We start from the raw sequence: 22,871 nt of genomic DNA on the forward strand, positions 1-22,871 counted from the left end.
GGGCCGCCCCCCCCCCCGGCGCCCCCGCGCCCCCCCCCCCCCCCCCCCCCCCCCCCCCCCCCCCCCCCCCCCCCGCCCCCCGCCTCTGTGTCGCCACGCGCGCCGCATGCGGGGCCGCCCCGAGCGCGGGACCATGGTCATCCGGCCGTTGCACGGTCGCGGGTCTCCGGCGGGAGACCGTGGACCAAGGAGGATGCCGTGTGCCGCCTTTTCGGGCTCAGCAGCTCTCCCCTGCGCACGTACGCCACGTTCTGGCTGCTGGACGCCCCCGACAGTCTCAGCGCGCAGAGTCACCGCGAACCCGACGGCACCGGTTTGGGCTATTTCGCCGGGAACGGTACCCCCGAGGTGCACAAGGCACCGATCGCCGCCTACGAGGACCGTGTCTTCGCCCAGGAGGCCCGGCAGGTGGAGTCGGCCACCTTCCTCGCTCACATCCGTTACGCCTCGACCGGGGGCCTGGACGTGCGCAACACCCACCCCTTCGAGCAGGAGGGGCGGCTGTTCGCGCACAACGGTGTGATCGAGGGGCTCGACGTGCTCGACCGCCACCTGGGTCCGGACCGCTCACTGGTGCACGGCGACACCGATTCCGAGCGCTTCTTCGCCCTGGTGACCCGCGAGACCGCGGCCCACGGGGGCGACGTCTCCTCGGGCATCGTCTCCGCCGCACGCTGGACGGCCGAGAACCTGCCCCTGTACGCCCTCAACATCATCCTCGCCACCGCCGACGGGCTGTGGGCCCTGCGGTATCCCGCCACCCACGAGCTCTATGTGCTCCAGCGTCCCGCGGGCGGTCATCACGGCTCGCGGCAACTGGACCACAGCGGCCGCCACGGTCGGCTGCGCGTCCGCTCGGCGGGCCTGGGCGACCGTCCCGCGGTCGTCGTGGCCAGCGAGCCCATGGACGAGAACCCGCACTGGCGGCTCATGGACGCCGGCGAACTGCTCCACGTGGACAACCGCCTGCACACCACATCACGCCTCGCCCTGCCCGACCCTCCCGCCCATCCCCTCACCCTCGCCGACCTGCGTCCCACCGCGGCCGCCTCGCAGCGGCCCGGGTAGCGGGGCGTACCCGGCCGGCGGCCGTCGACCAGGTGTCGGACGGGGGCGCGGGGGCATCGGCGATGTATGGGCACAGATTCGTGGGCACTGCAGGGACGGTTCCGGGCGCGCCAGGCGGCCGACAGCACGGCGATGGCCGCCGCGGCCCGGGCGGGGTTCGCCGCACGCGGACTGATCTACGTACTCGTGAGCGTCATCGCGCTGCGGATCGCCTTCAGCGATGACGGCGGCGGGAAGCAGGCCGACCGCGGCGGTGCTCTGGACGAGCTGGCCGGCAAGCCGTTCGGGGCGGTGATGCTGTGGATCGTGGGGATCGCGCTCGCCGGGATGGGCCTGTGGCGGTTGTCGGAGGCGGTCTTCGGCGGGACGGGCCCCGACGGCTCCAAGCTCACCAAGCGGGCGGCGGCCGCGGGCCGCTTCCTCTTCTACGCCTTCGTGTCGTACTCGGTGCTGTCCTATGCGGCCGGGGACCGGGGCAGCGGCAGTGGCTCCTCGGACCAGCACACCGACGATGTCACCGCCCTGGTGCTCAAGTGGCCCGGCGGCCAGTGGATCGTCGGGATCGCGGGCGCGGCCGTGGTGATCGCCGGGCTGTGGATCGCGGTGCGGGCCGCGCGGAAGAAGTTCCGCAAGCACCTGCGGACCTCGGCCATGTCACGGCGGACCGAGCAGGTTTCCGACGTCCTCGGTGTGACGGGCGGTACGGCGCGCGGGGTCGTCTTCGCCGTCGCGGGGGTGTTCGCCCTGGTCGCGGCCGTCCAGCATCGGCCCGGCAAGGCCAGGGGCATGGACGACACCCTGCGCGCCTTCCGGGAATTGCCCGCCGGGCCATGGCTGCTGGCTGTGATCGCCATCGGCCTGGCCGCGTTCGGTGTCTTCTCGTGGTGCAACGCGCGCTGGCGCAAGATCTGAGCGTCCCGCGCCCTCCGGCCGGGCTTGTCGGACGATCACCCGGCGGGAGAGACTTCCCCGACACTGCTGAGGGCACACGGAGGGCACATCTGATGTTCGGCTTGAGCGAGCTGGCCATGATCCTGGTGGTCGTCGCCGTGGTTCTCGGTTTCAGGAAACTGCCGGAGCTGGCGCGGTCGGCGGGCAAGGCCGCCCGCATCTTCAAGAGCGAGGCCGGGGCACTCGGGGATCGGGACGAGGCCGCGCCCGGCGCGGACCGCGTCATCGTCGGCACCGTCGTCGACCGGCACGACACCGCCCCGCGGTCCTGACCCGCCACGACGTCTGTCGGCCGTCGGACCGGTCTCACGCGGCGGAAACTTGCGCAACCCTTAAACTGTCGCCGTGGAGACGACCGAGGTGACCGGCTGGGAGATCGCGGTGCTCGACGGAGGGCCCGCGGACGGGCTGCGGATGAAGGTCTCCGACCGGCCGCGCGTGATCCAGGTGACGTATCCCTGCCAGGTGGAGGCCGAGTCCCCCGACGGGCTGCGCGTGGAAGCGGTGTACCTCTACCGGCGCGACTACACCGTGACCGACGGGGCTGTGCGGTACGGCTTCGACATCGCCAGCCCCTGATCGGCCGGGCCCCGGCCGGAGCGTCGGCCGCCGGTCCGGGACGTGCTCGTCATGCGTCGGAGTCGGGTTTGTTCCGTGCCGCCGCGTACGCCTGGGACGGGGTCATCGGTACGCCGTTGAGTTCGACCGTCCGGTAAGGGCTGACCTTGGCGCAGGTCTTGGCCTGGTCGGCGGTGGAGGCGTGGGCGTCGGAGACCGCGGCCCCGGTGTCGGCGGGCGCGGGCGAGGAGTGGCCGCCCGGGTAGCTGGTGCCGCTGGGCCAGTCGCTGCCGACCACAAGGGTGAGGCCGGTGCCGGTGCCCTGCTTCAGCCGTGAGGCGGACAGGCCGAGTGCCTTGGCGACCGTCCGGGCCTCGGCCTGCCGGCCGGTGCCGTAGGTGAGGGTGGTGGTCGTGGCGGGGCTCGGGGCGTTGGCCGTGGTCGTGGCGGGGCTGAAGCCCTGGTCGGTGAGGGCGGTGGCGACGGCGGACGCGCGGCCGGTGATGGTGGTGCCGTTCTCCACCGTCACGGCGATCTCGGAGGCGGGCACGGCCGAGGCGGTGGCCGTGGCCTTCTCGGTCGCGGAGGCCTCCGCGGACTTCTTGCCGGATCCGGTGGTCAGGGACTGGTCGTTGGCGATCGTGGAGAACAGGGACTTCGCTCCCGCGCCCACCACCACACGGTCGTTGTCGTCCGGGTCGGGGGCCGTCTGCATCGTCGTGAAGGTGATCCGCTTGGTGGGCACCTTGTTCACGTCGGCGGCGAGTCCGATCAGCTTCTTCACCGTACCCAGTCCGTCGTCCACGGTCAGTGCCTTGGTGGCGGCGTCGGCGAGGGCGTAGACGGCCGTGGGGTCGGTGAGCGTGCCCGCGCTCTTGAACTTGCGGATCATCGCGCTGAGGAAGATGTGCTGCGAGATGGTCCGGCCCAGGTCGCTGCCGTCGCCGAAACCGTGCCGGGAACGGACGAACTCCAGGGCCGCCACGCCCTTCAGGGTATGGGTGCCCTCGGACAGCTTCAGATGCGAGTAGGTGTCGTAGACGTCGTCGCTCACACACACGGAGACGCCGCCGACCGCGTCGGACATCTTGACGACGCCGGAGAAGTCGAGCTTGACGAAGTGGTCGACGGGGATGCCGGTGAGCTGGTGGACGGTGGCCACCTGGCAGGCGGGGCCGTACTGCAGTGCGCTGTTGATCTGCCCGTAGTAGCCGTTCGTGGACTGGCCCGACTCGCGGTCCTTGCAGGCCGGGACCTTGGTCATGGTGTCGCGCGGGATGCTCATCACCGTGGCGTTGGAGCGGTCCGCGGATATGTGCAGGACCATCTCCACGTCTGCGTTGCTACCGGTCTGCACGCCGGTCCGCGAGCATCCGCCGCCGAGCTTGCAGTCCGCCTTGCTGGTGCGGCCGTCCGAACCCATCACCAGGATGTTGATCGGGGTACGGCCGAAGGCGTCGGCCTTCTCCGTGCCGCCCTTGCCGTCCAGCGAGACGCTGTGGATGTTGCCGTTCAGGTGCTGGTAGAACCACCAGCCGGCGCCGGCGGTGACCACGATGAGCACGGACAGGCAGATCGCGAGGGTCTTCAGCACCCGCCTGCCCCGGCGGACCGGAAGGCCCCGGTGCGCCCGCCGGCCGCCGCGTGAGCGGGCGGCCGCCCGGACCGCGGCCCGGCCGCCGGGTGGACGCGTCTCATCTGTTCCGGCCGTGCGCTGTCCGGGCACCCGCGCGCCAGGGTGTCTCGTGGCCTGACCTGCGGGCCCGTCCCACGGGTCGCTCATCTCCCACTCCCATGAACGGTAGGGCCCGTCAGGCCGGGGCGTCGGGTGGACACCAGGCTTGCGCGGCGGTGTACAGGCAGGTGAAGCAGCGGTTCACCTTGGTTGCGTAGTTGCGCAATGTAACAAACCCCGGAGCCGAGGAGCACAGACCCACACACAATTCACAGGTGAGGCATCTCATGGAACGTCCCACCGGATTTTTCCGTCGGCCGCCGATCCGGCGCGGGCGCGCGACCCGGAACCCCGCCTGCGCCACCGGTCCGCAGAAGGTGCCGCCGCTGATCATGTGCGGCTGACACGCATTCAGGTTGACCCGTACACGGGCAGGCGTGGCGCGATTTCGAACGGGAACTCGTATGTCACCAACGACAGAGGGGTGACCTACCAGCCATGGAGATATCCGGCATCATCAGCGCGCTCGTCATCGGCATCGTGATCGGCGTCCTCGGCCGGCTCGTCGTCCCCGGTCGCCAGCACATCGGCATCCTGTGGACGATCGTGATCGGTATCGTCGCCGCCTTCATCGGAACCGCCGTCGCGGCCGGTGTCGGGGTCGGGGACACCAAGGGCGTCGACTGGATCGAATGGCTCATCCAGATCGCCCTCGCGGCACTCGGCGTGGCCGCGCTGAGCCGGGTGAAGGTGCGGCACTGACGCCGCCGGGCGGAGCCCGTCAGCGGCCGACCCGGCACAGCGGCCCCCATCGGACAAGACGGTCCGGTGGGGGCCCTCTGCGTCCGGAGGTGCCGGGGAGGCGCGCCGACCGGCGGTGGAGGAAGACGTGCGGGGGTCGCAGCGCGCCTTGGTGCGCGGCAGCCGCGCGTAGTTGTCCCGGCAGTAGAGGCGGCGCCAGGGCCGGCCGTCGGACCGGGGGTGGTACGCGGGGTCGCCGAGGTCGGCGTCGCAGTGCAGCAGCGCCTGGTCGTAGGTGTAGTTGGCGCAGTGGCGGTGCCGGGATGCCGGGCCGGCCAGGCGTTCACCGCCGCCACCACGGCGTCCGTGCCCGTCGCCGGCAGCAGGTGGTCCGGCGTGAGGCGGGTGGACGGAGTGGACGGGCGACACCTCCGCAGCAGTTGGCCGGCGCCGATGACGGCAAGGTAGCGAGCCGTCCGCTGCCTACGGCAGTTTCACGAAGGGGGCCAGGAAGGCTCGGGCCCCCGGAGTGTCCAGGCGGTAGGTGACGTTGGTGGCGTAGCAGGGCGCGTCGCCGGTGACGGTCGTGGAGGCGAGGACGTTCCTGCCGTCGACGACGGCGAAGTTGGGCCCGCCGGAATCGCCGTAGCAAGCCCCGCCGTTGCCCTGAGGTGCCGTCATGCCCAGCCGGACCCAGGCGCCGTTCAGGGCGTCGAACGTCACGGGCGCCTTCATGCGGACGCCTCCGCCGGGATGGGTCTGGCCACCGGGTCCGTTGGCGGCCTCCTGAGTGCCGTACCCGGCGACGAACCAGTCGGTCGAGTTCAGTCCCTGCGGGGCGAGGGCGCCCAGCTGGTTCGCGGTCGGCAGGGCGGCCGGGGTGAAGGACCAGCGGGACGCCACCTTCGCCGCGGGCAGTTCGACGACCGCGATGTCGTGCGGATCGGAGGCGGGGCCCGGGTAGTCGGGGTGGGTGTGCGCGGTGCCCTGGACGGCGACGGCGTTCGCCTGGGCGGCCGGATCTCCCGGGTACTTCTTCGCGGCGGCGTCGAGTCCCGCCTGGACGTCCTGGTCCAGCGAGACGTGGAAGCGGACGCCGGCCGGCCAGTCGCTGGTGCAGTGCGCGGCGGTCAGGAAGGTGCTGGCATCGATCATCGTGCCGGAGCACACCCAGTCGACGCGGTCCGGGGTCGCCGGGTCGTTGTCGTCGTCCCAGGTGGCCACGAGCGCACCCACCTCGGTGCGTTCGGGTGCGGGCGTCGCGTTGTACGAGTTGATCGCGGAGGAGGGCAGCGCGGCGGCGAGCACGGCGGCGCAGGCGACGGCGGAGACGGCGGTGGCGCGTACGGCTGTCAAGAAGAACCTCTTCACCGGGTGTTGAGGGACAGGTGTTCTCCTGTGGGAGGTAGGGAGCATTGAAGTGCGTGCGGCGCTCCACGACAAGACGGCACCGTGAGATGCCAGGCACCGCTCGGTGGGTCTCGGCGGGGCCTGGTTTCAGCTGGCGTACGCGGCCTCCGTCGCCGAGCATCCGGCCGGCCGGCGCCCGCAGCACCGCCGCGAACACCGCCGGGCTCCGGAGGAACTCCCGGTGGATGCCCCGGTGGCCCGCCACGGGACCCCCGCCCTCCGCGTAGCGTGCGGCCGGTTCCTGGGAGCAGCCTCGTGTGAAGTCGCCGTCGGGCGGGGGTCACCGCGGGCGTGGCCGCCCGACGGTCTTGCGCGGTACGTGCGTCAGTGGGAGCCAGGGGCGGTGAGGCCCCCGACGGGATCGTCCCACAGGGCGATCCGGGCGGTGATGCGCTTGCCGACCGGCTCCCGTCGTACCTCGAAGCCCTGGACGACGGCCATCACGATCTCCAGACCGTGCTGGCCCACCCGGCCCGGGTCGGCGGCCCTGGCCACCGGCAGGACGGGATCGCTGTCCCAGACCTCCAGCTCCACCGCCCCGCCCGCGACCCGCACCCGCAGCAGCACCGGGCCGGGCGCGTACTTGCAGGCATTGGTGACCAGCTCGCTGACCACCAATTGCGTCAGATGCATCGTGCGAGCCGTCACCGGTGCCCCGTGGACCGCCTGCACCCGGGCGAGAAAGGCTCCCGCCCGGTCGCGGGCCTCGGCGATGCATCCGCCGTCGCCGCCGTCGAGCTCGACCGCGAGGTGCGGCGGCTCGTGGTTCGGCGCCATGGGCCCCTCGTAAAGGGCACCCGATTCCCTTCGGACATGCTTCGTCACCCCGTTCACGCAGGCACGTGTACCCGTGTTCGCGCCTCGCACGCCTGTCGATCCAGGACGCGCCGGCTTCGGTGCGGGACCGGGTACCGGTGACGCGCGCGGCCGGGCATGCATCCTCCGGGCGATCCTGGGCAGCTACCCCATGGGCGAAAGCTCTGGTCGAGGATCGTCGAGCGTTGTCGAGGGATGCGTGGCAGACACTGCGGACACCAAGGAACCGGCAGAACCGGACCGGTTGGCGATCAGCCGTGCCGTCGTCGACGGCGTCACCGTCGTCACGGTGACCGGCGAGATCGACCACCACACCTCCGGCCTGCTCCGCCAGGCCCTGGCGCCCGCGGAGCAGGGGACGGCGGCGCGCACCGTCGCGGACTTCACCGGCGTTGCCTTCATGGACTCCAGCGGCATCAACGCCCTCATCGCCGCCCACCAGGCCCACGGCCCGGCCGGCCGGCTGCGGCTGGCGGGTGTCCGCAGGCCCGTCCTGCGGACCCTGGAGATCGTCGGCCTCACCACTCTCATCGACTGCCATCCGAACGTCCGCGACGCCCTCGAGGCCTGAGGGGGCCGGCGCCGAGGACACCCGGGAAAGCCGAGAGTGGCCCGAGGGGCCCGCCGAGTGCGCCCGGGAGGGGGTGGGCTCGAGGCCCGCTCATCCGGCGGCGCCGTCCAGGGCCGCCGTCCCCCCGGACTCGGCGGCCACCGCCCCGCCCGGCCTGCTCCCGTCCGCTGCCGGACGGCGTACGACGAGACCGCTCACCTCGAACGACATCTCGGCCGTCCCCGGAGCGGGGGCGGGGTGATAGCGGCCCGCACAGACCGACAGGTTGACGATGAGGTAGGCGTGCCAGCCGCGTCCCACGCCCCTCCCGTCCGAGAAGACCTTCGAGCCGTTCACCCACCAGACGACGGAACGGGCCCCGAACTCGGTCCGCAGGTCCACCCAGGCGCCGGGGCCGATGGCGTCGTCGCGGAACGAGGAGCCGGTGCCGCGCACGTGGTTGCCGAACTCCAGGAGGTCCGGATGGTCCGGGTGGTATTCGAAGACGTCGATCTCCTGGTCGCCGTCGCGCCAGGTCCAGATCGCCGGCCACGCCCCGACCTCGCGGGGCAGTCGCACCCGGGCTTCCAGCACGTCGCCCGGCCGGAGCTGGAAGGCCTGGTCGCTGCCCTCCGTGGTCAGCAGGCCCGTGTTCCACCTGCCGTCCGGCCGCCGGACGGCTTTGAAGACGCCGGAGCGGCAGTAGGAGGGGTCGGGCACGAGGTGGTCCAGTTTGTCGTCGCCCGGATTGACCGGGCCCCCGTCGGGATAGGCCCATGAGTGGCCCGCCACCCACTGGCCGGTGTCCGTGAAGTCCGCGGTGAGGACGGCCTCGGTCGGTGTCGGGGACGGGGGGCGCTGAGCCGGGAGCGGGCTGCCCGGAGTCGGTTGCTGCATGCCGGATGTCTCACCGGCTCCGCTCCGGTCATGCGCCGAGGACCCGCGGAGCCGCCGGAACAACCCTTTCGGGGGACGCGCCGGAGAGGGGCGGATCCGGCTGGGCGCGCGGGCCGCCGCCGCCCGCAGCGCGCGTACGGCTGCGGAATCCGGGTTCGTCGGCCCTGGTGGGCCGGCGGTTTCCGTGGTGTGCTGGTAGTGGCGGGAAGGACCCGAGACAGACGCGGGGAAGCGGACGGGAACCGCGCACCGCGCAATCAGGATCCGCGAGAAGCGGATGGCCCTTCCCGTCCTTTCCTGCGCTTCCGCTCTCCGCCGTTCACGCCGTGCCGCGCACCGGGTCGTGGGCCGAAGGGCCCCGGTCGGGTCCGAGCGTGCTCGTGGTGCCGGGCGCCGGGTGCACCGACGCTGGACCAGCGGGGCAGGACGCCCACGTCGTGACCAGTAGGCCCGAACGGAGCCGGTGCGATGACCTCCGCCACCGCCACGACCACGGCCCTTGAGCCAGTGCACCGCGAGCGGCTGACGCGCCTCGCCGGTGAGGTCTCCTTCGACGCCGGTGCCCGCCTGTTCGGAGGGTCGGCGCGCCGACCGAAGTTCCATGCCGGGTCCGTGCGCGGGATGTGCGTCGAGGACCCGGCGTTCGGGCGGGCGATCGCGGTCCGGGTCGGGCACGCGCTCGCCCAGCGGCTGCACGCCTAGCGGGTCCGGCTGCTCGACCTGTACGCCCCGTACGGCAGCGGCGGTCCGGTCCGAAAGACGCGTGCCGTTCAGGCACCGCTGAGGTTGCCCCACCGGGGCCCGATCTGCTTCCACTCCTCGTCCCACTCGGCCATGCGCCGCCGGATGAGCCGGTTGCGGACGACCCAGCCCGCGACCCAGACGGCCGCACCGGCCGACGGGGCCACCAGGGCGCCGGTGAGGGCCGCCTGCAGGTCGGCCGCGGCTCCGGTGACGGGTGCCGTGACCACCCGGTCCGCCTGGTTCGTCCACACCGTCATCCGGCTTCCGGCGGGAACGCCCGGTGAGACCTTGGCCCGGTCGGTGTGCACCGAGCCGTCCGCGTCCGTCCAGCGCACGGTGGCCCACACCCGCCCGTCGTCATATCCGGTCCCGGCAGGCGGTGTCCTCGCCGCGTCGTCGGTCAGGACGGCGGACACGGCGTGCAGTTGGGCCCGGCGCGCCGAGAACGCGGCGTCGGAGGCGTGGGCCGCCACGACGCCCGCGAAGGCCCCGCCGACAACGACGAGCACCCAGGTGGCCAGGACGATCCAGGCCTCGATGAGGTCACTGTGCCGTCGCAGCGGGTTGCGCCGCCATCGCCACAGCCGTACCGGGGTGACCGTGGTGGGAGGTGTCCGGGTCATCGTCACCGCCTCCTCTCGTGCGCCGGCGGCTCCGCCTCACGGCGGACCGGTCCACCCGGCGTCCGGCAGGTCCGGGTGCCGGGGCGGGCCGGTCAGCGCGCGCCGTACGTGCACCACGCCCGGTACGGAGCGCGCGAGACGGACGGTGAGCGGGTACCGGGACGGCTCCCGGGCCCGGCCACCGAGGGTCACAACACCATCGTGCACCTCCAGCCGGAGCGTGGCCGTGTCAGGGCCGAAAAGGCGTACGACGACCTCGCGCGGACCGCGTCGGCGCTGCCGCGTCGTCCCGCACGAACACCGGGCGGCCCGAACGGGGACCGTCGAGCGTGGGTCCGACCGGCTGCGCCACCGCCCCCTCGTCCGGCGGGGAGTGCCTACACCCGGGGCAGCGGGACCCGCCGCTGGTGACCGGGACGGCGGTGGTCAGGGACAGCCCATCAGGGTTTCGCCGAGCGGCAGCACGAGTGGCTCCGCTCGGTAACGGTGCGTGCGGGTGCCCAGTCGGGGCCGCCCTCTGGCCTCAGCCAGCGCTCTGGCCCGACGCCCACCGGTCCGCCGCGGCCGACCCGGCGGCTGTGCACCCCCGTGCCGGAACGCCACGCACGGGGTGGTGGCGCAGAACACCTGCGCCGGCACGAGCCCACGGTCACCCCCTCACGGCACGCACGGTCGCATCCCTGCGGCACGCACGGTCGCATTCGTGTGGCGGAAACGATCACGCCCCCAGTGATGAGCGAGGTCAGGACCTCGTGATGCGCACCATCACGACCCCGTGGTGGTCGATCGCGCCCCCGTGCCGCGCACGATCACCACCGGGCAGCCGGCGTGTTGCGCGACATGCTGGCTGACGGAACCGAGCAGAGCGCGGGCGAAGCCGCCTCGGCCCCGGCTGCCGACGACCAGGACCTCGGCACCTTCGGCGGCCCGCAGCAGGACCTCGGCGGGGTTCCCGTGTGCCACATGGGTGCTGAGCGTGGCGGCCGCGTCCGCGCCGAGCGTCTCGGTCAGTTCCCGGGCCATCCGCTGCCGGGCCTCGTCCTGGTCCAGGTCCATGTCCACGGCGGGCGCCGACCATCCGTACAGACCCGGCAGTTCCCAGGCGGCGACCGCGTGCACGGTGCCCCCGACGAGGGCGGCGTAGCGTACGGCCCAGTGCACCGCCTCGTACGAGGACGGCGAGCCGTCGACGCCGACCACCACCCGGGGCCTGGAGACATCCCTGTCCATGTGTGTCACCTCTCCTGTGGTGGAAGCGTCTGCCTCGCCCGTCGTTCCGTCGTCTCCACGCTGCGCGCGGCGGCGCCGTACCGCCAGAGAAGAGCGTCCGGCGGCATGACGGCGGTGACGCGGCGGGCGGACGCCGCCGGCCGGGGTTCAGTTCGGCCGCAGGGGCAGGTCGTCGGTGTAGGCGTTCACCGGCTGGGCGATGGGGCGGGCGGCCGTGACGTCGAGCGCCGCGTCCGCGGTTCGGGTGCCGAGGGTGCCCTGGGGGTGCCAGGTGCCGGTCACCGCGAGCCAGGTGTCGGCGGGTGGCGCGTCGGTGCCGTACATCCGCACCCTGACGGTCTGTGAGTCCGCGGCGCAGCAGGTGAAGACGATCCGAGTGAGGTACCAGCCGTCGTCCTCCTCGGAGGGGGTGACGAAGCCCGTCAGCTGGACGGTGCGGCCCTTGATGGCCAGGCTGCGGTCCTGCTGGACGCGTTTGGTGAAGGCCGTGAGGGTCAGCGGCAGCGGGGAGGTGGCGGGCAGCGGAGCGAATCCTTTCTGCACAGTGATCGGCCGGCTGCTCGAGCGTGCTGCGGTGTAGGCGCCGAGGGCGGGCGGGGCGTAGAAGAGCAGGCTTACTGCCGGGAGGAAGAGCAGCCAGGCGATGCGCGGGGTGCCGGAGTGGTCGTGAGCGTGGCCGTGCCCATGGCCGGCGTCCGGGGCGACGGCCCCGCCCCGGGCGGCCGCTCCCGCCAGGCCGAGCAGCAGCAGGACCGCGCCGGACGCGATCAGCGGGGGACGCAGTCCGGCCTTGACGTAGCGCAGGTAGGTGTCGGTGAAGAGGGTCGCGTGCAGCAGGCCGACACCCGTCAGGGTCAGGAGCAGTGTCTGTACGGGGCGTTTCACAGCAGCGCACCTCCGATCAGGACGCTCGCGGCGACGGCCACCACGGTGGTCGCCGTGGAGAACCGCCAGGCGAAGGCGCGCCCGAAGGTGCCCGCCTGCAGGGCGATGAGCTTCAGGTCGACCATGGGGCCGACGACCAGGAACGCCAGTCGCGCGGTGGGCGAGAAGCCGGTGAGCGAGGCCGCGACGAACGCGTCGGCCTCCGAGCAGACCGCCAGCAGGACGGCGAGCGCGGCCAGGAAGAGCACCGACAACCAGGGCGAGCCGGAGAAGGTGTCGAGGACGGAGCGCGGCACGGTGACGTTGAAGGTGGCGGCGGCCATGGCGCCGAGTACGAGGAAGCCGCCGGCGTGCAGGAAGTCGTGCTGGAAGCCGAGGCGGAACTCGCTCCAGCGGCTGTGGCCGTGCTGGTGGCCGCTGTGCGGGTGCCGCACGAGGGGCCGCAGCCACTCCTCCTTGCCCAGCCAGAGCCACAGCCAGCCCATGACGGCCGCCGTGGCGAGCGAGGCGAGCAGTCGGGCGGCCACCATCGCGGGGTTGCCCGGGAAGGCGACGGCGGTGGCCGTCAGCACGACGGGGTTGACGGCGGGCGCGGAGAGCAGGAAGGCGAAGGCGGCGGCCGGGGTGACGCCCCGGCGGATCAGGCTGTTGGCGACGGGAATCGAGGCGCACTCGCAGCCCGGCAGCACCGCGCCGGCGGCTCCGGCGACGGGCACGGCGAGTGCCGGCCGCTTCGGCAGCACCCTGGTGAACAGGTCGGCCGGTACGAAGGCGTTGATGGCGCCGGACAGGGCGGTGCCGAGGAGGAGGAAGGGGAGCGCCTGGACGGTGATCGCCAGGCAGACGGTGCGCCAGGCCTGGACGGCCGGCTGGTCCAGCCACTCAGTGCCCGCCAGGAGGAGCACGGCCGTGGCACCGGCCGCCGTCGTGAGAGCGGCGCCGAACGGCCACGGCCTGACGCGGCGCAGGGGCGGAGTGACGGGGACGACCGCCGCACTCTCGGCCACACGAACCAATTCATCCGATTTTTCCATTATCACTCCGGATGTCGGTGTCTGGCCGACGATAAGCGAGGCAGGCGACCCGGCCGCGCGTACACGCCGCCGCGGTGACGACCGGGTCCCGCGATGCGCCCCAACGGTGGCTCTGGTCACAATTCGGGTCGAACAGGGGTCGGAGTGACGGGAGCCACGTCGCCGGGCGCACATTTTGTCTACGTTCATGACCCATGTCGTCCCACCCCTCCCCCACTGCACGCGCCAAGGCAGGCGCCCTCGCGGCGTCGGCGGCAGCCCTGCTCTCCCTCGGCCTGTCGGCCCCGGCACCGGCGGCGGCCGCCGACACCGCACCCGACCGGGGGGAGGCGGCGCACGCGACGGCGGCCGTGCTCGACCTGGACGGCACCGGCCGCGCCCCCGTGATCCACGGCGCGGACACGGCGTACGACACGGCCAGCATCGTCAAGGTCGACATCCTCGCGGCGCTGCTGCTCAAGGCGCAGGACGCGGGACGGCAGCTCACCACCCAGGAACGCGGACGCGCCGAGCCGATGATCATGCGCAGCGACAACGCGGCGGCCAACGCCCTGTGGCGGGAGATCGGCCGGTCCTCCGGTCTGGCCGCGGCCAACCGGCGGCTGGGGCTGACCTCGACCACCGGCGGCCCCGGCGCCAAGTGGGGGCTGACCCGGACGACGGCCAGTGACCAGATACGGCTGCTGCGTGCCGTGTTCGACGGCGGCAGGACGGCGGACGCGGGGTCCACCGCGCTGAACGCGGGGTCCCGCGCCTACATCCGCGCCCTGATGAGCCGTGTCGTACCCGAGCAGACCTGGGGAGTCTCGGCGCTCTGCGGCCCCGGCTCCCAGCGGGCACTGAAGAACGGCTGGCTGCAGCGCAACACGTCCGGGCGGTGGGACGTCAACAGCGTCGGACAGGTCACCGTGAAGGGACACCGGTATCTCGTCGCGGTCCTGTCGAACGGCAGCGCGTCCATGACCGACGGCATCGCACTGGTGGAGCGGACGGCGCGCACGGCCATGGTGTGACGGCGGACCGGCACCGCACAGGGGCGGAGGAGAGCCGCACACCACTCTCCCTGGCCCTGTGACGATCCTCGCCGCACGGGAGCCGCAGCGTCCACCGGCCGCGTCGGCCGAGGGCAGCGGTGGGGCTTTTCGGTCGCCGCCAACGGGGCACGCGGTCGGGGTACGACTTCCGACCGGAGGGACGGTACGACCCATGGCCGAGTACGAACGTTCCCGCACGATGCCCGCGCAGCCCGAGCACGTCTTCGACCAGGCGGCCAACCTCGGCCAGCTCGACGCCTGGCTCCCGGACGCCGTGCACGTCGATGTGGGCGACCCGCCCGCCGTCACCGTGCACGAGGACCGCTCCGGCGAGGACATGCCGGCCCTGCTGCGGTCCGAGCCGGACCAGATGCGCCTGGAGTGGGGCACCCGGGAGCAGGGCGGCTACACCGGCTGGCTGCAGGTGGCCGGGATCGGCAGCGGCGCCAGCGAGGTGACGGTGCACCTGTCCTTCTTCGACGACGGCCACGACCCGGGCGAGCAGGCCGTGAACGACGCGCTCGAGGGCAGTCTGCGGCGCCTGGAGGAGCAGGTGCGGATGCGCGTCGACAACGCGGCCGGCTGAGATGCCGGGCCCCGCGACCTGGTATCCCCTCAGGCTGACCACGCCCGTCAAGCAGCACGTCTTCGGCGGGCGGGCCCTGGCCGACCGGCTGGGCCGGACCGGTCTGCCGGACGGCCCGGTCGCCGAGACGTGGGAGGTCAGCGACGTCGACGGGGAGGGTGCGGCCGTGGCCGAGGGCCCGCTGGCCGGGCGGGCCCTGCGGGAGCTGATCACCGAGCACCCCGGCGAGCTGCTGGGAGCCCGCCCGAACGGGCCGCGCTTCCCGCTGCTCACCAAATTCATCGACGGCACCCGTGCGCTGCCCGTCCATCTGCACGCCGACGACGCCACCGCGCGGCGCCTGGAGGGCGAGCCCAACGGCAAGACCGAGGCCTGGCACGTCCTCGACGCCGTACCCGGAGCCACCGCACTGGTCGGGGTACGGGCCGGTGTCGACCGGGAGCGACTGCGCCGGGCGCTGCTCGCGCAGGACTTCGACGCGGTCATGCGCCGCCTGCCGGTGCGCGCCGGACAGACCGTCTACGTCCCCGGCGGGACCCTGCACAGCTTCGGGCCCGGCACGCTGGTGTACGAGATCGAGCAGACCTCGGACATCCAGCAGCACGCGATGCCCTGGCGCATGGAGGACGGTGCCCCCGTCGACGAGCGGGAACGCGAGGCGAACATCGCGCGGCTGCTCGACGAGTGGCGGCCCGCGCCGCGGCCGGAGTTCCAGCCGGGTCTGAGCGTTCCCGTGGAGGACACGGTGGTGCGGACGGTGCTGTGCGCGGGTCCGTACTTCGCCCTGGAGCGCTGGACCGCCGGCCGCACCGCCCAGGTCAGGCGTGCGTTTTCCACGGCGCACATCCTCAGCAATGCCGGTGCGCCGGTCACGGTGACCTCCGGCGGCTGGACCGGTCGGCTCGACCGCGCACGGACTCTGCTGCTGCCCGCCGCGCTCGGCGCGGTGCGGGTGGACGGGCCCGCCGACGTCCTCTTCGGCTACCTCCCCGATCTCGAGGCCGACGTCCGGGCCCCGTTGGCGGCCGCCGGCCACGGGCCTGCCGCGATCGCCGCTCTCGGTGCGGGCCCGGAGGCGGGCTGAGTGCTCAGAGTGAGTGCTCAGACGCTGGTCAGCGCCTGTGGCGAGAGTTCCTTGATCAGGGTGTTGGTCCAGCGGGCCTGGCGCAACGACTGCGGGTGACAGGCGGTCGCGAGCCCCAGGAGCCGTGTGTCGCGGCTCGCCTGTGCGGCCTGGGCGAGCATCTCCCAGTGGACGGAGTTGCGGGCGGCGGCCAGGTGCAGGTCGAGCAGGTCGTGGAGGAGGGCGAGGCCGGGTTCCGGGCGGCGGCCGACGGCTTCCGCCGCCTTGGCGCGCAGGGCGGCGAGCGGGCCCGGCGAGTAGTCGTCGGGCGGTCCGGCGAGGTCGAGGCCGTAATGGTGGCCCGTGTCGGCGAGGCGGGCGCTGTGCTCGTGCGACCAGCGGGCCAGGTCGGTGGCCACATGGTGGATCTCGTGCTCGGTCCGGTGCCGTTCGGCCGCGGCAAGGAGCGCCTTCTCCAGGTGGCGTTCGCCGTGGTGCAGGGTGCGCAGGGTCAGGCTGAGGGCGTTCATCGGGCGCTCCTCGCGGTGCTTCCGGTGTGGTCCCGCGCCGCCCGTGTGCCGGGCTCGACGAGTGTGACGCGTGCCGCGCAGGTCTTGAACAGGGGCTGCTTGGAGGCGGGGTCCCACTCGGTGATCGTGCCCTCGTTGGCGGCCCGCCCCGCGCCGTCGTCGGCGGGGCGGTGACCGGCCGGGGTGTCCCAGTAGCCGTAGTGGAAGGGCACGAACACCACGCCGTCCCGCATCGGCGCGATCCGCAGCCGGGCCCGTACGGCGCCGCGCGGGGTGCCGACCTCGACCAGGTCGCCGGCGTGCAGGCCCAGGGCGGCGGCGTCCGCGCCGGACAGTTCGGCCCAGACGTCGGGGGCGGCGGCGTTGAGTTCGGGGGCGCGGCCGGTCTTGGTGCGGGTGTGGAAGTGGTGGACCGTGCGGCCGGTGATCAGCTGGAGCGGGAAGTCCGGTGAGGTGTCCTCGTGCGGTGGCAGGTACTCGGCCGCCTTGATGACCGCCTTGCCGTCCGGGTTGAGCGAGCGGTACTCGACGGGTTCGTCGGCGGCACCGGTGACCAGGTCCTTGCCGTAGCTCTCGCAGGTGTCGGGGTGGGCGAAGGTGATGCCGTCGGTGTAGAGGCGCGGCGTGCCGTCGGGGGCGTCCGCGGTGCAGGGCCACTGGATGCCGGTGCCGGCGCGCAGCCGCTGGTAGCTCAGGCCGGTGTAGTCGCAGGGCCGGCCGGCGCTGCACCGCTGCCAGGCCGCGAACGCCGACTCGGGGTCGTGCCAGGTGATCAGCGGGCCGCCGTCCTTGTCGCGGAAGTCCATGCGTGCGGCGAAGTCGAGGAAGATGTCCAGGTCCGCGCGGGCCTCGCCGGGCGGGTCGACGGCTTTGTCGGACAGGTGCACGGTGCGGTCGGCGTTGGTGAGGGTGCCGGTCTTCTCGCCCCAGGTCGCGGCGGGCAGGACGACGTCGGCGAGTTGGGCGGTCTCGGTCAAGAACAGGTCCTGGACGACGACGAAGAGGCGTTCCTGGGCCAGGATCGAGCGGATGCGGGCGAGTTCCGGGAGCGAGACGGCCGGGTTGGTGCCGGTGATCCACAGCATCCGGATCGTGCCCTGCTCGGCGTACCGGAACATCTGCATCGCGTGGGTGGGCGGCGCGTAGTGCGGGATGCGGTCCGGGGTCACGTTCCACAGCTCGGCCAGTTCGGCCACGTGCCGGTCGTTCTGCCAGTTCCGGAAGCCCGGCAGGTCGCCGTCGGCGCCGCATTCCCGGGTGTTCTGCGCGCTGGGCTGGCCGTTCATCTGCAGCAGACCGCAGCCGGGGCGGCCGAGCATGCCCCGGATCAGGTGCAGGTTGTCGACCTGGACGGCGGCCGCGGTGGCCTGGTGGGACTGGTAGAAGCCCTGCAGCACGGTCGAGGTCAGCCGCTCGGCGTCGCCCAGGATCTCCGCGGCCCGCGCGATCGCGGGGGCCGGTACGTCGCAGATCCGGGAGGCCCAGCGGGGCGTGCACGGTTCGACCCGGGCCACCAGTTCCTCGTAGCCGACGGTGTGCGCGTCGATGTAGGCACGGTCGATCCGGCCCCTGCGGATGATCTCGTGGAGGAGGGCGTTGAGCAGTGCCACGTTGGTGCCCGGGCGGGGCGCCAGGTGGACGGTGGCCCGCCGCGCCACCGGCGTGGTCCGGGGGTCGACACACACGAGTGCCGGCGGGTCGCCGCCGGCGAGCCGGTCCAGTACGCGCGCCCACAGCACGGTCTGCGTCTCGGCCATGTTGTGTCCGAACAGGGCGAGGACGTCGGCGTGGTCGATGTCCTCGTACGAGCCGGGCTGCCCGTCGCAGCCGAAGCTCTCCTTGAGCGCCTCGGCGGCGGTGGACGTGCACAGCCGGGTGTTGCCGTCCAGATGGTTGGTGCCGATGCCGGCCCGGGCGAGCACGGCGAGGGTGTAGTACTCCTCGAGGAAGAGCTGGCCGGTGGTGTAGAAGCCGAGGGAGCCGGGTCCGCGCTCGTCGAGCAGGTGCCGGGTGCGGGTCACGATCCGGTCCATGGCCGTGTCCCAGTCGGTCGGGACCAGCCGGCCGCCCTCGCGGACGAGCGGCCTGGTCAGCCGGTCCGCAGAGTTGTTGGCCTGCCAGCCGTACAGGTCCTTCGGGCCGAGCCGGCCGCGGTTGACCCGGTCACCGGTCCGCCCGCGCACGCCGACGATGCGTCCGTGCCGTACGGCGATGTCCATGGCGTCGCCGTTGGAGTGCAGCAGGGAGACGGACTGCACCCACCGCTCGACGTCGTCCTCGGTGAGTCCTGGCGCGAGGTGCTGGTCGGTGCGGGCCGGCCAGGGGGCACCTCGGTCGTAGGGGGTGCGTTCACCCCAGGGATCTGCGATGCGATCGGGCTCCGTGCTCACGGTCACACCTCCGGGTGGTCTCCTCGGCCTGCGCACGCGAGTACCCAGTCAGCCCCGGATACCCGCGTTTGCCGCCCGGAAGCGGCGGGGAGCCGGGGGCAGGAGGTGATCGTGGTGCCCGAACCCGGCAGCAAGAAGTACGACACCCAGCGGGCGCGGCGGCGCAAGGAGGCCGAGCGCTCGGGGATCTCCGACCAGGACGCGAACACCGTCGCCGACGAGTCACTGCAGCAGGAGCCCGAGGGGCGGAGCCGGGACCCGAGGACGGAGCGTGGCCGCGGCCCGAAGGGCGAACGCCCGGAGAACGCGTAGCACAGCGGCGAGGGCCTCCCCGGTGCCCGAACGGGGAGGCCCTCGTGCGGGGCGGTGCTCGCTAGCGGCGCAGCGCCGCCAGGTTGCGGTAGCCGATGGCCGCGTGTTCCAGCGACTGGGCCGGGGCGGTGGCGCTCGGGGCGTTGTCCTGCTCGACCATCGGGTTGTGGTAGTTCCGGTGGCCGACGCGGGAGAAGAACGTCCGGTAGTCGATGACGCCGGTGCCGAACGGGACCATGTCGTAGCCCATGCCGTTGGTCGTGTTGACGACGCCGTCCTTGGCGTGGAAGAGCGGATACCGCTTGTCGTGGCGGGTGACCAGGCCGGCCGGGTCGAAGACGTTCGTCTGCGTCGAGCCGTCGTGGGCGGTGTAGGTGCGGAACTTGTACTGGGCGACGTGTGCCCAGAAGACGTCCATCTCCAGCCAGACCAGCTTCGGGTCGGTGATGGACAGGAAGTACTCCAGCTTGCGGATGCCGGAGCTGCGGGTGGGCCGGCCCTGGGCGTCCAGCGGGCCGCCGTCGAGGAGGAAGCCGTAGGCCGCGTCGTGGTTGTGGGTGTACAGCTTCAGTCCGGCGCGACGGGCGATGTCCCCGAGGGCGTGCCACTTGTCGGCGGCCACGTCCCAGTCGGCCTTGTAGGAGCTGCTGGTGGGGTCGCCGCCGGTGCCCATGTGGGCCATGCCGAGGATGTTGGCGATCTCCAGGTGCTTCTTGAAGGTGTCCAGGTCGGCGGTGGTCAGTGGCCAGGAACCGGGGATGAAGCCGTGGTTGCCCTGGGCGCGCAGGCCGTAGTCGTCCAGCCAGCGGCGCAGCAGCTTGGCGCCCTCGACGGATTCCATGCTCGCCCCGCCGGGCGCGTTGGCGTGCTGGCCGTAACCGGCGAACTCGACCTGGCGGTACCCGAAGCGGGCGAGCTGGGCGAACACGGCGCGGAAGCCGGACGGCAGCGAGGTGGACAGCGGGTCGCGGCCGATGGCGTCACGGACGGTGTAGAGGATGATGCCCCGCTTGTCCGCGGGGACGAGGGCGTGTCCGTGGCCGGTGCCGGCCGGCCGGGGTGCGGCCTGGACGGGGCTCGCGCCGAAGGCGGGGGCGGCGATGGCGCCGGCCGCGACGGCGGTGCACGTGCTCAGGAAGCGGCGGCGGCCGATGCCGAGGCTGCGGCGCAGGTCTTCGTCGGTGTGCTGGGTGCTGTTCACGGGTGCCTCTCTCTGGACGGGTCGTCGGCGGTGAGACCGGCGAGGTGCAGCAGGAGCGGTTTCACGTCGGTGGCCGCGATGCGGTCGCCGACGGCGCGGGGGGTGGAGCACAGGAGGAGCGGACCGTCGTCGTCGCTCGCGGGGAGGCGGCCGTGGCTGCCCCGGATCGGTGCGGGGTCGAGGGGGACGACCGCCATGCGGTAGCGCAGGCCGAGCTTCTTGCGGGCGAGCGCGGCGGCCGCCTTGACCTTGACGTAGGGGTCGAGGGGGTCCATGAACAGCTCGACCGGGTCGTAGCCGGGCTTGCGGTGGATCTCCACGAGCTGGGCGAAGTCGGGGGCGCGGGCGTCGTCCAGCCAGTAGTAGTACGTGAACCAGGCGTCCGGCTCCGCGACCGCCACCAGCTCGCCGGAGCGCGGATGGTCCAGGCCGTGCTCCTTCTTGCCCTCCTCGTCGAGGAGTTGCTCGATGCCGGGCAGGCCGTCGAGGGCGGCGCGGGTGGCGGCCAGGTCCTCGGGGCGGCGGACGTAGACGTGGGCGATCTGGTGGTCGGCCACGGCGAAGGCGCGGGACGCCATCGGGTCGAGGTACTCCATGCCGTCCTGGGTGTGGACCTCCAGCAGGCCGGCCCGGCGCAGGGCCCGGTTGATGTCGACGGGCCGGTTGACGCGGGTGATGCCGTACTCGGACAGCACGACGACGGTACGGCCCTCGGCGCGGGCGTCGTCCAGCAGCGGGGCCAGGGCCGTGTCGAGGTCGGTGGCGGCCTTCAGCGAGCGGGGGTCGTCGGGGCCGTGGCGCTGCAGGTCGTAGTCGAGGTGGGGAAGGTAACAGAGGGTCAGGTCCGGTTGCCTGGTGCGCAGGATGTGGCGGGTGGCGTCGATGATCCACTGGCTGGAGACCAGGTCCGCGCCCGGCCCCCAGAAGTGGAACAGGGGGAACGTACCGAGCTTCTCGGTGAGTTCGTCGTGCAGGGCGGGCGGTCGGGTGTAGCAGTCGGGTTCCTTGCGGCCGTCGGCGTAGTAGACCGGGCGCGGGGTGACGGTGATGTCGGTGTCGGCGCCCATGGCGTACCACCAGCAGATGTTGGCGACCGTGTAGCCGGGGTGGGCGCGGCGCGCGGCGTCCCAGAGTTTGTCACCGGTGACGAGGCCGTTGTGCTGGCGCCACAGCAGGACGTCACCGAGTTCGCGGAAGTACCAGCCGTTGCCGACGATGCCGTGCTCGGCGGGCAGCGTGCCGGTCAGGAAGGTGGACTGGGCGGCGCAGGTGACGGCCGGCAGGACGGTGCCGAGGTGGGCCCGGGAGCCGGTGTCGGCGAGGGCCTTGAGGTGCGGCATGTGCGTGAGGAGCCGAGGGGTGAGGCCGACCACGTCGAGGACGAGCAGCGGGGTGGGGGCGGTCACGGCAGCTCCTTGAGGCCGAGGTCGGTCAGGAGGTCGCGGGCCAGGGAGAGTTCGGCGGTGATGCCGTCGGCGAGCCGGTCCCGGCCGCGGGGGCGCAGGCCGGGCGGGAGCGCCTGCCAGGTGTAGGTCTCGACCTCCAGGTGGCGGGTGAGCGGGCGGGGGCCGCCGACCAGCCGGGTGAGGGCGGTTCGCAGGACGGGCAGCGTGGCGGTCAGCGGTGCGGCGGGGTCCGCGTGCAGCGGGACGTGGAAATGGGCGCGCCACGGTGCCGTCGTGGGCAGGGTGTCGCCGGTGAGCGCCTCGGCCAGGTCGTCGGTGCCGCGCAGGCCGGCGGGTATGGGTGTGCGGGTCTGGTGCAGGAAGCGGGGCTCGGCGAACGCGGCGAGGGCTTCGCGGACCTCCGGCCGGTCGGGGTGTTCGGCGTGCAGGGCGGCCGACAGCTGGGCCTTCACGACGGGTGTCCGTGCCGCGGCGAGACCGTCCAGCGCGGTCTCTGGGTCCTCGAAGGAGGTGGCGAGGTGGCAGGTGTCGACACACACGCCGATGCGGTCGTGGCCGACGGCGGTGAGCGGGGCCAGGGCGTCCTGGGTGGTCTCCACGGTGCAGCCGGGCTCGGGTTCCAGGCCGACGCGGATCGAGCGCCCGGTCAGCTCCGCCAGCGCGTCCAGGCGTGCGCCGAGGGTGCGCAGGGCGGCGTGGCCCGTGCGGGCGCGGTCGGCGGTCCAGGTGGTGCGCCAGCCGAGCGGCAGGGTCGAGACGCTGCCCTCGGTGACGTCGTCGGGCAGCAGTGCGGCCAGGGTCCGGGCCAGGGCGGTGGTGTACGCCAGGCGCGCGGGGTCCGCCCAGTCGGGCTCGTACACGCGGTACTTGACCTCGTCGGACCCGAACCCCTCGTACGGGAACCCGTTGAGGGTGACGACCTCCAGGCCGCGCCGGTCGAGTTCGCGACGCAGGGTGCGCAGTGCGGCGGGGTCGGTGTCGACGGCGCGGGCGGCGCGGTGGGCCAGCCACAGGCCGATGCCGAGGCGGTCGCGGCCGAGCCGGCGCCGGACGGGCTCGCAGTGGTCGCGCAGTTGGGCGAGGACGCCGTCGAGGGTCTCGGCGGGGTGGACGTTGGTGCAGTAGGCGAGGTGGACGGTCGTACCGTCGGGGTGCCGGAAACGCATC

Annotated in this window: 24 protein-coding genes and 1 pseudogene; 11 read left to right on the top strand and 14 right to left on the bottom strand. The window is 72.9% G+C overall.

Annotated features, from left to right (window positions below):
• Nucleotides 1-198 precede the first annotated feature (198 nt).
• From ACGFRF_RS00005 to ACGFRF_RS00020, 4 genes are all read left to right on the top strand, one after another.
• On the top strand, nucleotides 199-1,068 hold the full coding sequence (locus ACGFRF_RS00005; RefSeq protein WP_393735513.1) for a class II glutamine amidotransferase: 870 nt from the start codon (nucleotides 199-201) through the stop codon (nucleotides 1,066-1,068).
• 66 nt (nucleotides 1,069-1,134) lie between these two features.
• Nucleotides 1,135-1,980, top strand: coding sequence for a DUF1206 domain-containing protein (locus tag ACGFRF_RS00010; RefSeq protein ID WP_393735515.1), 846 nt, complete (start codon nucleotides 1,135-1,137; stop codon nucleotides 1,978-1,980).
• A 92-nt stretch (nucleotides 1,981-2,072) separates the two neighbouring features.
• Nucleotides 2,073-2,291, top strand: a complete 219-nt coding sequence (locus ACGFRF_RS00015; RefSeq protein ID WP_393735517.1) for a twin-arginine translocase TatA/TatE family subunit — start codon at nucleotides 2,073-2,075, stop codon at nucleotides 2,289-2,291.
• 73 nt (nucleotides 2,292-2,364) lie between these two features.
• Complete coding sequence (locus ACGFRF_RS00020; protein WP_393735519.1) at nucleotides 2,365-2,598, top strand: hypothetical protein; 234 nt, start codon at nucleotides 2,365-2,367, stop codon at nucleotides 2,596-2,598.
• Between the two features lie 49 nt (nucleotides 2,599-2,647).
• On the opposite strand, the gene ACGFRF_RS00025 is transcribed toward ACGFRF_RS00020, so the two are convergent.
• Nucleotides 2,648-4,171 (bottom strand): LCP family protein, encoded by a 1,524-nt coding sequence (locus tag ACGFRF_RS00025; protein WP_393735521.1) that lies wholly within the window; start codon nucleotides 4,169-4,171, stop codon nucleotides 2,648-2,650.
• Nucleotides 4,172-4,750: 579 nt separating this feature from the next.
• Here ACGFRF_RS00025 and ACGFRF_RS00030 point away from each other — a divergent pair.
• Nucleotides 4,751-5,014 (top strand): GlsB/YeaQ/YmgE family stress response membrane protein, encoded by a 264-nt coding sequence (locus ACGFRF_RS00030; protein ID WP_393735523.1) that lies wholly within the window; start codon nucleotides 4,751-4,753, stop codon nucleotides 5,012-5,014.
• A gap of 462 nt (nucleotides 5,015-5,476) precedes the next feature.
• Here ACGFRF_RS00030 and ACGFRF_RS00035 read toward each other — a convergent pair whose 3' ends face one another.
• Complete coding sequence (locus ACGFRF_RS00035) at nucleotides 5,477-6,349, bottom strand: trypsin-like serine protease (protein WP_393735525.1); 873 nt, start codon at nucleotides 6,347-6,349, stop codon at nucleotides 5,477-5,479.
• 378 nt (nucleotides 6,350-6,727) lie between these two features.
• Nucleotides 6,728-7,180: an ATP-binding protein gene (locus ACGFRF_RS00040; RefSeq protein WP_393735527.1), complete on the bottom strand. Its 453-nt coding sequence runs from the start codon at nucleotides 7,178-7,180 to the stop codon at nucleotides 6,728-6,730.
• 238 nt (nucleotides 7,181-7,418) lie between these two features.
• Between ACGFRF_RS00040 and ACGFRF_RS00045 the strand changes: the two genes are divergently transcribed.
• Entirely contained in the window at nucleotides 7,419-7,790 is a 372-nt protein-coding gene (locus ACGFRF_RS00045; protein ID WP_393735529.1) for an STAS domain-containing protein, read from the top strand.
• A 90-nt stretch (nucleotides 7,791-7,880) separates the two neighbouring features.
• Here ACGFRF_RS00045 and ACGFRF_RS00050 read toward each other — a convergent pair whose 3' ends face one another.
• Nucleotides 7,881-8,666 carry a beta-glucanase gene (locus ACGFRF_RS00050; RefSeq protein WP_393735531.1) on the bottom strand — a complete coding sequence of 262 codons (786 nt, stop codon included), beginning with the start codon at nucleotides 8,664-8,666 and terminating at the stop codon, nucleotides 7,881-7,883.
• Nucleotides 8,667-9,134: 468 nt separating this feature from the next.
• On the opposite strand from ACGFRF_RS00050, the gene ACGFRF_RS00055 reads away from it, so the two are divergent.
• On the top strand, nucleotides 9,135-9,368 hold the full coding sequence (locus ACGFRF_RS00055; protein WP_393735533.1) for a hypothetical protein: 234 nt from the start codon (nucleotides 9,135-9,137) through the stop codon (nucleotides 9,366-9,368).
• 68 nt (nucleotides 9,369-9,436) lie between these two features.
• Here ACGFRF_RS00055 and ACGFRF_RS00060 read toward each other — a convergent pair whose 3' ends face one another.
• From ACGFRF_RS00060 to ACGFRF_RS00080, 5 genes and pseudogenes are all read right to left on the bottom strand, one after another.
• Entirely contained in the window at nucleotides 9,437-10,033 is a 597-nt protein-coding gene (locus ACGFRF_RS00060) for a hypothetical protein (protein ID WP_393735534.1), read from the bottom strand.
• Nucleotides 10,034-10,069: 36 nt separating this feature from the next.
• A pseudogene (locus tag ACGFRF_RS00065) lies at nucleotides 10,070-10,252 on the bottom strand (BON domain-containing protein); the annotation flags it as partial.
• Between the two features lie 546 nt (nucleotides 10,253-10,798).
• Nucleotides 10,799-11,263: a universal stress protein gene (locus tag ACGFRF_RS00070; RefSeq protein ID WP_393735536.1), complete on the bottom strand. Its 465-nt coding sequence runs from the start codon at nucleotides 11,261-11,263 to the stop codon at nucleotides 10,799-10,801.
• 147 nt (nucleotides 11,264-11,410) lie between these two features.
• Nucleotides 11,411-12,148, bottom strand: coding sequence for a TIGR03943 family putative permease subunit (locus ACGFRF_RS00075; RefSeq protein ID WP_393735538.1), 738 nt, complete (start codon nucleotides 12,146-12,148; stop codon nucleotides 11,411-11,413).
• Entirely contained in the window at nucleotides 12,145-13,182 is a 1,038-nt protein-coding gene (locus tag ACGFRF_RS00080) for a permease (protein ID WP_393735540.1), read from the bottom strand. Before ACGFRF_RS00080 ends, ACGFRF_RS00075 begins: the two co-directional genes overlap by 4 nt.
• Nucleotides 13,183-13,376: 194 nt before the next feature.
• On the opposite strand from ACGFRF_RS00080, the gene ACGFRF_RS00085 reads away from it, so the two are divergent.
• The 3 genes from ACGFRF_RS00085 (at nucleotide 13,377) to ACGFRF_RS00095 (ending at nucleotide 15,886) form a co-directional block, all read left to right on the top strand.
• Nucleotides 13,377-14,195, top strand: a complete 819-nt coding sequence (locus tag ACGFRF_RS00085; protein ID WP_393735542.1) for a serine hydrolase — start codon at nucleotides 13,377-13,379, stop codon at nucleotides 14,193-14,195.
• 193 nt (nucleotides 14,196-14,388) lie between these two features.
• The gene (locus ACGFRF_RS00090) at nucleotides 14,389-14,802 is read left to right on the top strand and encodes an SRPBCC family protein (protein WP_393735544.1); all 414 of its coding nucleotides are present in this window, start codon (nucleotides 14,389-14,391) and stop codon (nucleotides 14,800-14,802) included.
• A gap of 1 nt (nucleotide 14,803) precedes the next feature.
• Nucleotides 14,804-15,886 carry a type I phosphomannose isomerase catalytic subunit gene (locus ACGFRF_RS00095; protein WP_393735546.1) on the top strand — a complete coding sequence of 361 codons (1,083 nt, stop codon included), beginning with the start codon at nucleotides 14,804-14,806 and terminating at the stop codon, nucleotides 15,884-15,886.
• Between the two features lie 17 nt (nucleotides 15,887-15,903).
• Here ACGFRF_RS00095 and ACGFRF_RS00100 read toward each other — a convergent pair whose 3' ends face one another.
• Together ACGFRF_RS00100 and ACGFRF_RS00105 are read right to left on the bottom strand one after the other, a co-directional pair.
• Nucleotides 15,904-16,395: a hypothetical protein gene (locus ACGFRF_RS00100; RefSeq protein WP_393735548.1), complete on the bottom strand. Its 492-nt coding sequence runs from the start codon at nucleotides 16,393-16,395 to the stop codon at nucleotides 15,904-15,906.
• Nucleotides 16,392-18,785 carry a molybdopterin oxidoreductase family protein gene (locus ACGFRF_RS00105; RefSeq protein WP_393735550.1) on the bottom strand — a complete coding sequence of 798 codons (2,394 nt, stop codon included), beginning with the start codon at nucleotides 18,783-18,785 and terminating at the stop codon, nucleotides 16,392-16,394. Before ACGFRF_RS00105 ends, ACGFRF_RS00100 begins: the two co-directional genes overlap by 4 nt.
• Before the next feature lie 111 nt (nucleotides 18,786-18,896).
• Between ACGFRF_RS00105 and ACGFRF_RS00110 the strand changes: the two genes are divergently transcribed.
• Nucleotides 18,897-19,097, top strand: coding sequence for a hypothetical protein (locus tag ACGFRF_RS00110; RefSeq protein WP_393735552.1), 201 nt, complete (start codon nucleotides 18,897-18,899; stop codon nucleotides 19,095-19,097).
• Nucleotides 19,098-19,158: 61 nt separating this feature from the next.
• Here ACGFRF_RS00110 and ACGFRF_RS00115 read toward each other — a convergent pair whose 3' ends face one another.
• Genes ACGFRF_RS00115 through eboE form a run of 3 tightly spaced genes read right to left on the bottom strand, consistent with a single transcriptional unit; the run spans nucleotide 19,159 to nucleotide 22,870 of the window.
• Complete coding sequence (locus tag ACGFRF_RS00115) at nucleotides 19,159-20,298, bottom strand: sugar phosphate isomerase/epimerase family protein (RefSeq protein WP_393735554.1); 1,140 nt, start codon at nucleotides 20,296-20,298, stop codon at nucleotides 19,159-19,161.
• Nucleotides 20,295-21,704 (bottom strand): alkaline phosphatase family protein, encoded by a 1,410-nt coding sequence (locus ACGFRF_RS00120; protein WP_393735556.1) that lies wholly within the window; start codon nucleotides 21,702-21,704, stop codon nucleotides 20,295-20,297. The genes ACGFRF_RS00115 and ACGFRF_RS00120 overlap by 4 nt, the downstream gene beginning before the upstream one ends.
• The gene (gene eboE / locus ACGFRF_RS00125; protein WP_393735558.1) at nucleotides 21,701-22,870 is read right to left on the bottom strand and encodes a metabolite traffic protein EboE; all 1,170 of its coding nucleotides are present in this window, start codon (nucleotides 22,868-22,870) and stop codon (nucleotides 21,701-21,703) included. The genes ACGFRF_RS00120 and eboE overlap by 4 nt, the downstream gene beginning before the upstream one ends.
• Between the last annotated feature and the right edge of the window lies 1 nt (nucleotide 22,871).

The organism is Streptomyces sp. NPDC048521, assembly GCF_043199855.1.
GTDB lineage: Bacteria > Actinomycetota > Actinomycetes > Streptomycetales > Streptomycetaceae > Streptomyces.

What these genes read in the sequence shown, in the direction of transcription:
- ACGFRF_RS00040 (WP_393735527.1), bottom strand. Translation starts at nt 7,180, where the DNA reads ATGGCGCCGAACCACGAGCCGCCGCACCTCGCGGTCGAGCTCGACGGC.
- ACGFRF_RS00070 (WP_393735536.1), bottom strand. Translation starts at nt 11,263, where the DNA reads ATGGACAGGGATGTCTCCAGGCCCCGGGTGGTGGTCGGCGTCGACGGC.
- ACGFRF_RS00010 (WP_393735515.1), top strand. Translation starts at nt 1,135, where the DNA reads ATGGGCACAGATTCGTGGGCACTGCAGGGACGGTTCCGGGCGCGCCAG.
- ACGFRF_RS00100 (WP_393735548.1), bottom strand. Translation starts at nt 16,395, where the DNA reads ATGAACGCCCTCAGCCTGACCCTGCGCACCCTGCACCACGGCGAACGC.
- ACGFRF_RS00095 (WP_393735546.1), top strand. Translation starts at nt 14,804, where the DNA reads ATGCCGGGCCCCGCGACCTGGTATCCCCTCAGGCTGACCACGCCCGTC.
- ACGFRF_RS00080 (WP_393735540.1), bottom strand. Translation starts at nt 13,182, where the DNA reads ATGGAAAAATCGGATGAATTGGTTCGTGTGGCCGAGAGTGCGGCGGTC.
- ACGFRF_RS00060 (WP_393735534.1), bottom strand. Translation starts at nt 10,033, where the DNA reads ATGACCCGGACACCTCCCACCACGGTCACCCCGGTACGGCTGTGGCGA.
- eboE (WP_393735558.1), bottom strand. Translation starts at nt 22,870, where the DNA reads ATGCGTTTCCGGCACCCCGACGGTACGACCGTCCACCTCGCCTACTGC.
- ACGFRF_RS00015 (WP_393735517.1), top strand. Translation starts at nt 2,073, where the DNA reads ATGTTCGGCTTGAGCGAGCTGGCCATGATCCTGGTGGTCGTCGCCGTG.
- ACGFRF_RS00050 (WP_393735531.1), bottom strand. Translation starts at nt 8,666, where the DNA reads ATGCAGCAACCGACTCCGGGCAGCCCGCTCCCGGCTCAGCGCCCCCCG.
- ACGFRF_RS00085 (WP_393735542.1), top strand. Translation starts at nt 13,377, where the DNA reads ATGTCGTCCCACCCCTCCCCCACTGCACGCGCCAAGGCAGGCGCCCTC.
- ACGFRF_RS00090 (WP_393735544.1), top strand. Translation starts at nt 14,389, where the DNA reads ATGGCCGAGTACGAACGTTCCCGCACGATGCCCGCGCAGCCCGAGCAC.
- ACGFRF_RS00030 (WP_393735523.1), top strand. Translation starts at nt 4,751, where the DNA reads ATGGAGATATCCGGCATCATCAGCGCGCTCGTCATCGGCATCGTGATC.
- ACGFRF_RS00055 (WP_393735533.1), top strand. Translation starts at nt 9,135, where the DNA reads ATGACCTCCGCCACCGCCACGACCACGGCCCTTGAGCCAGTGCACCGC.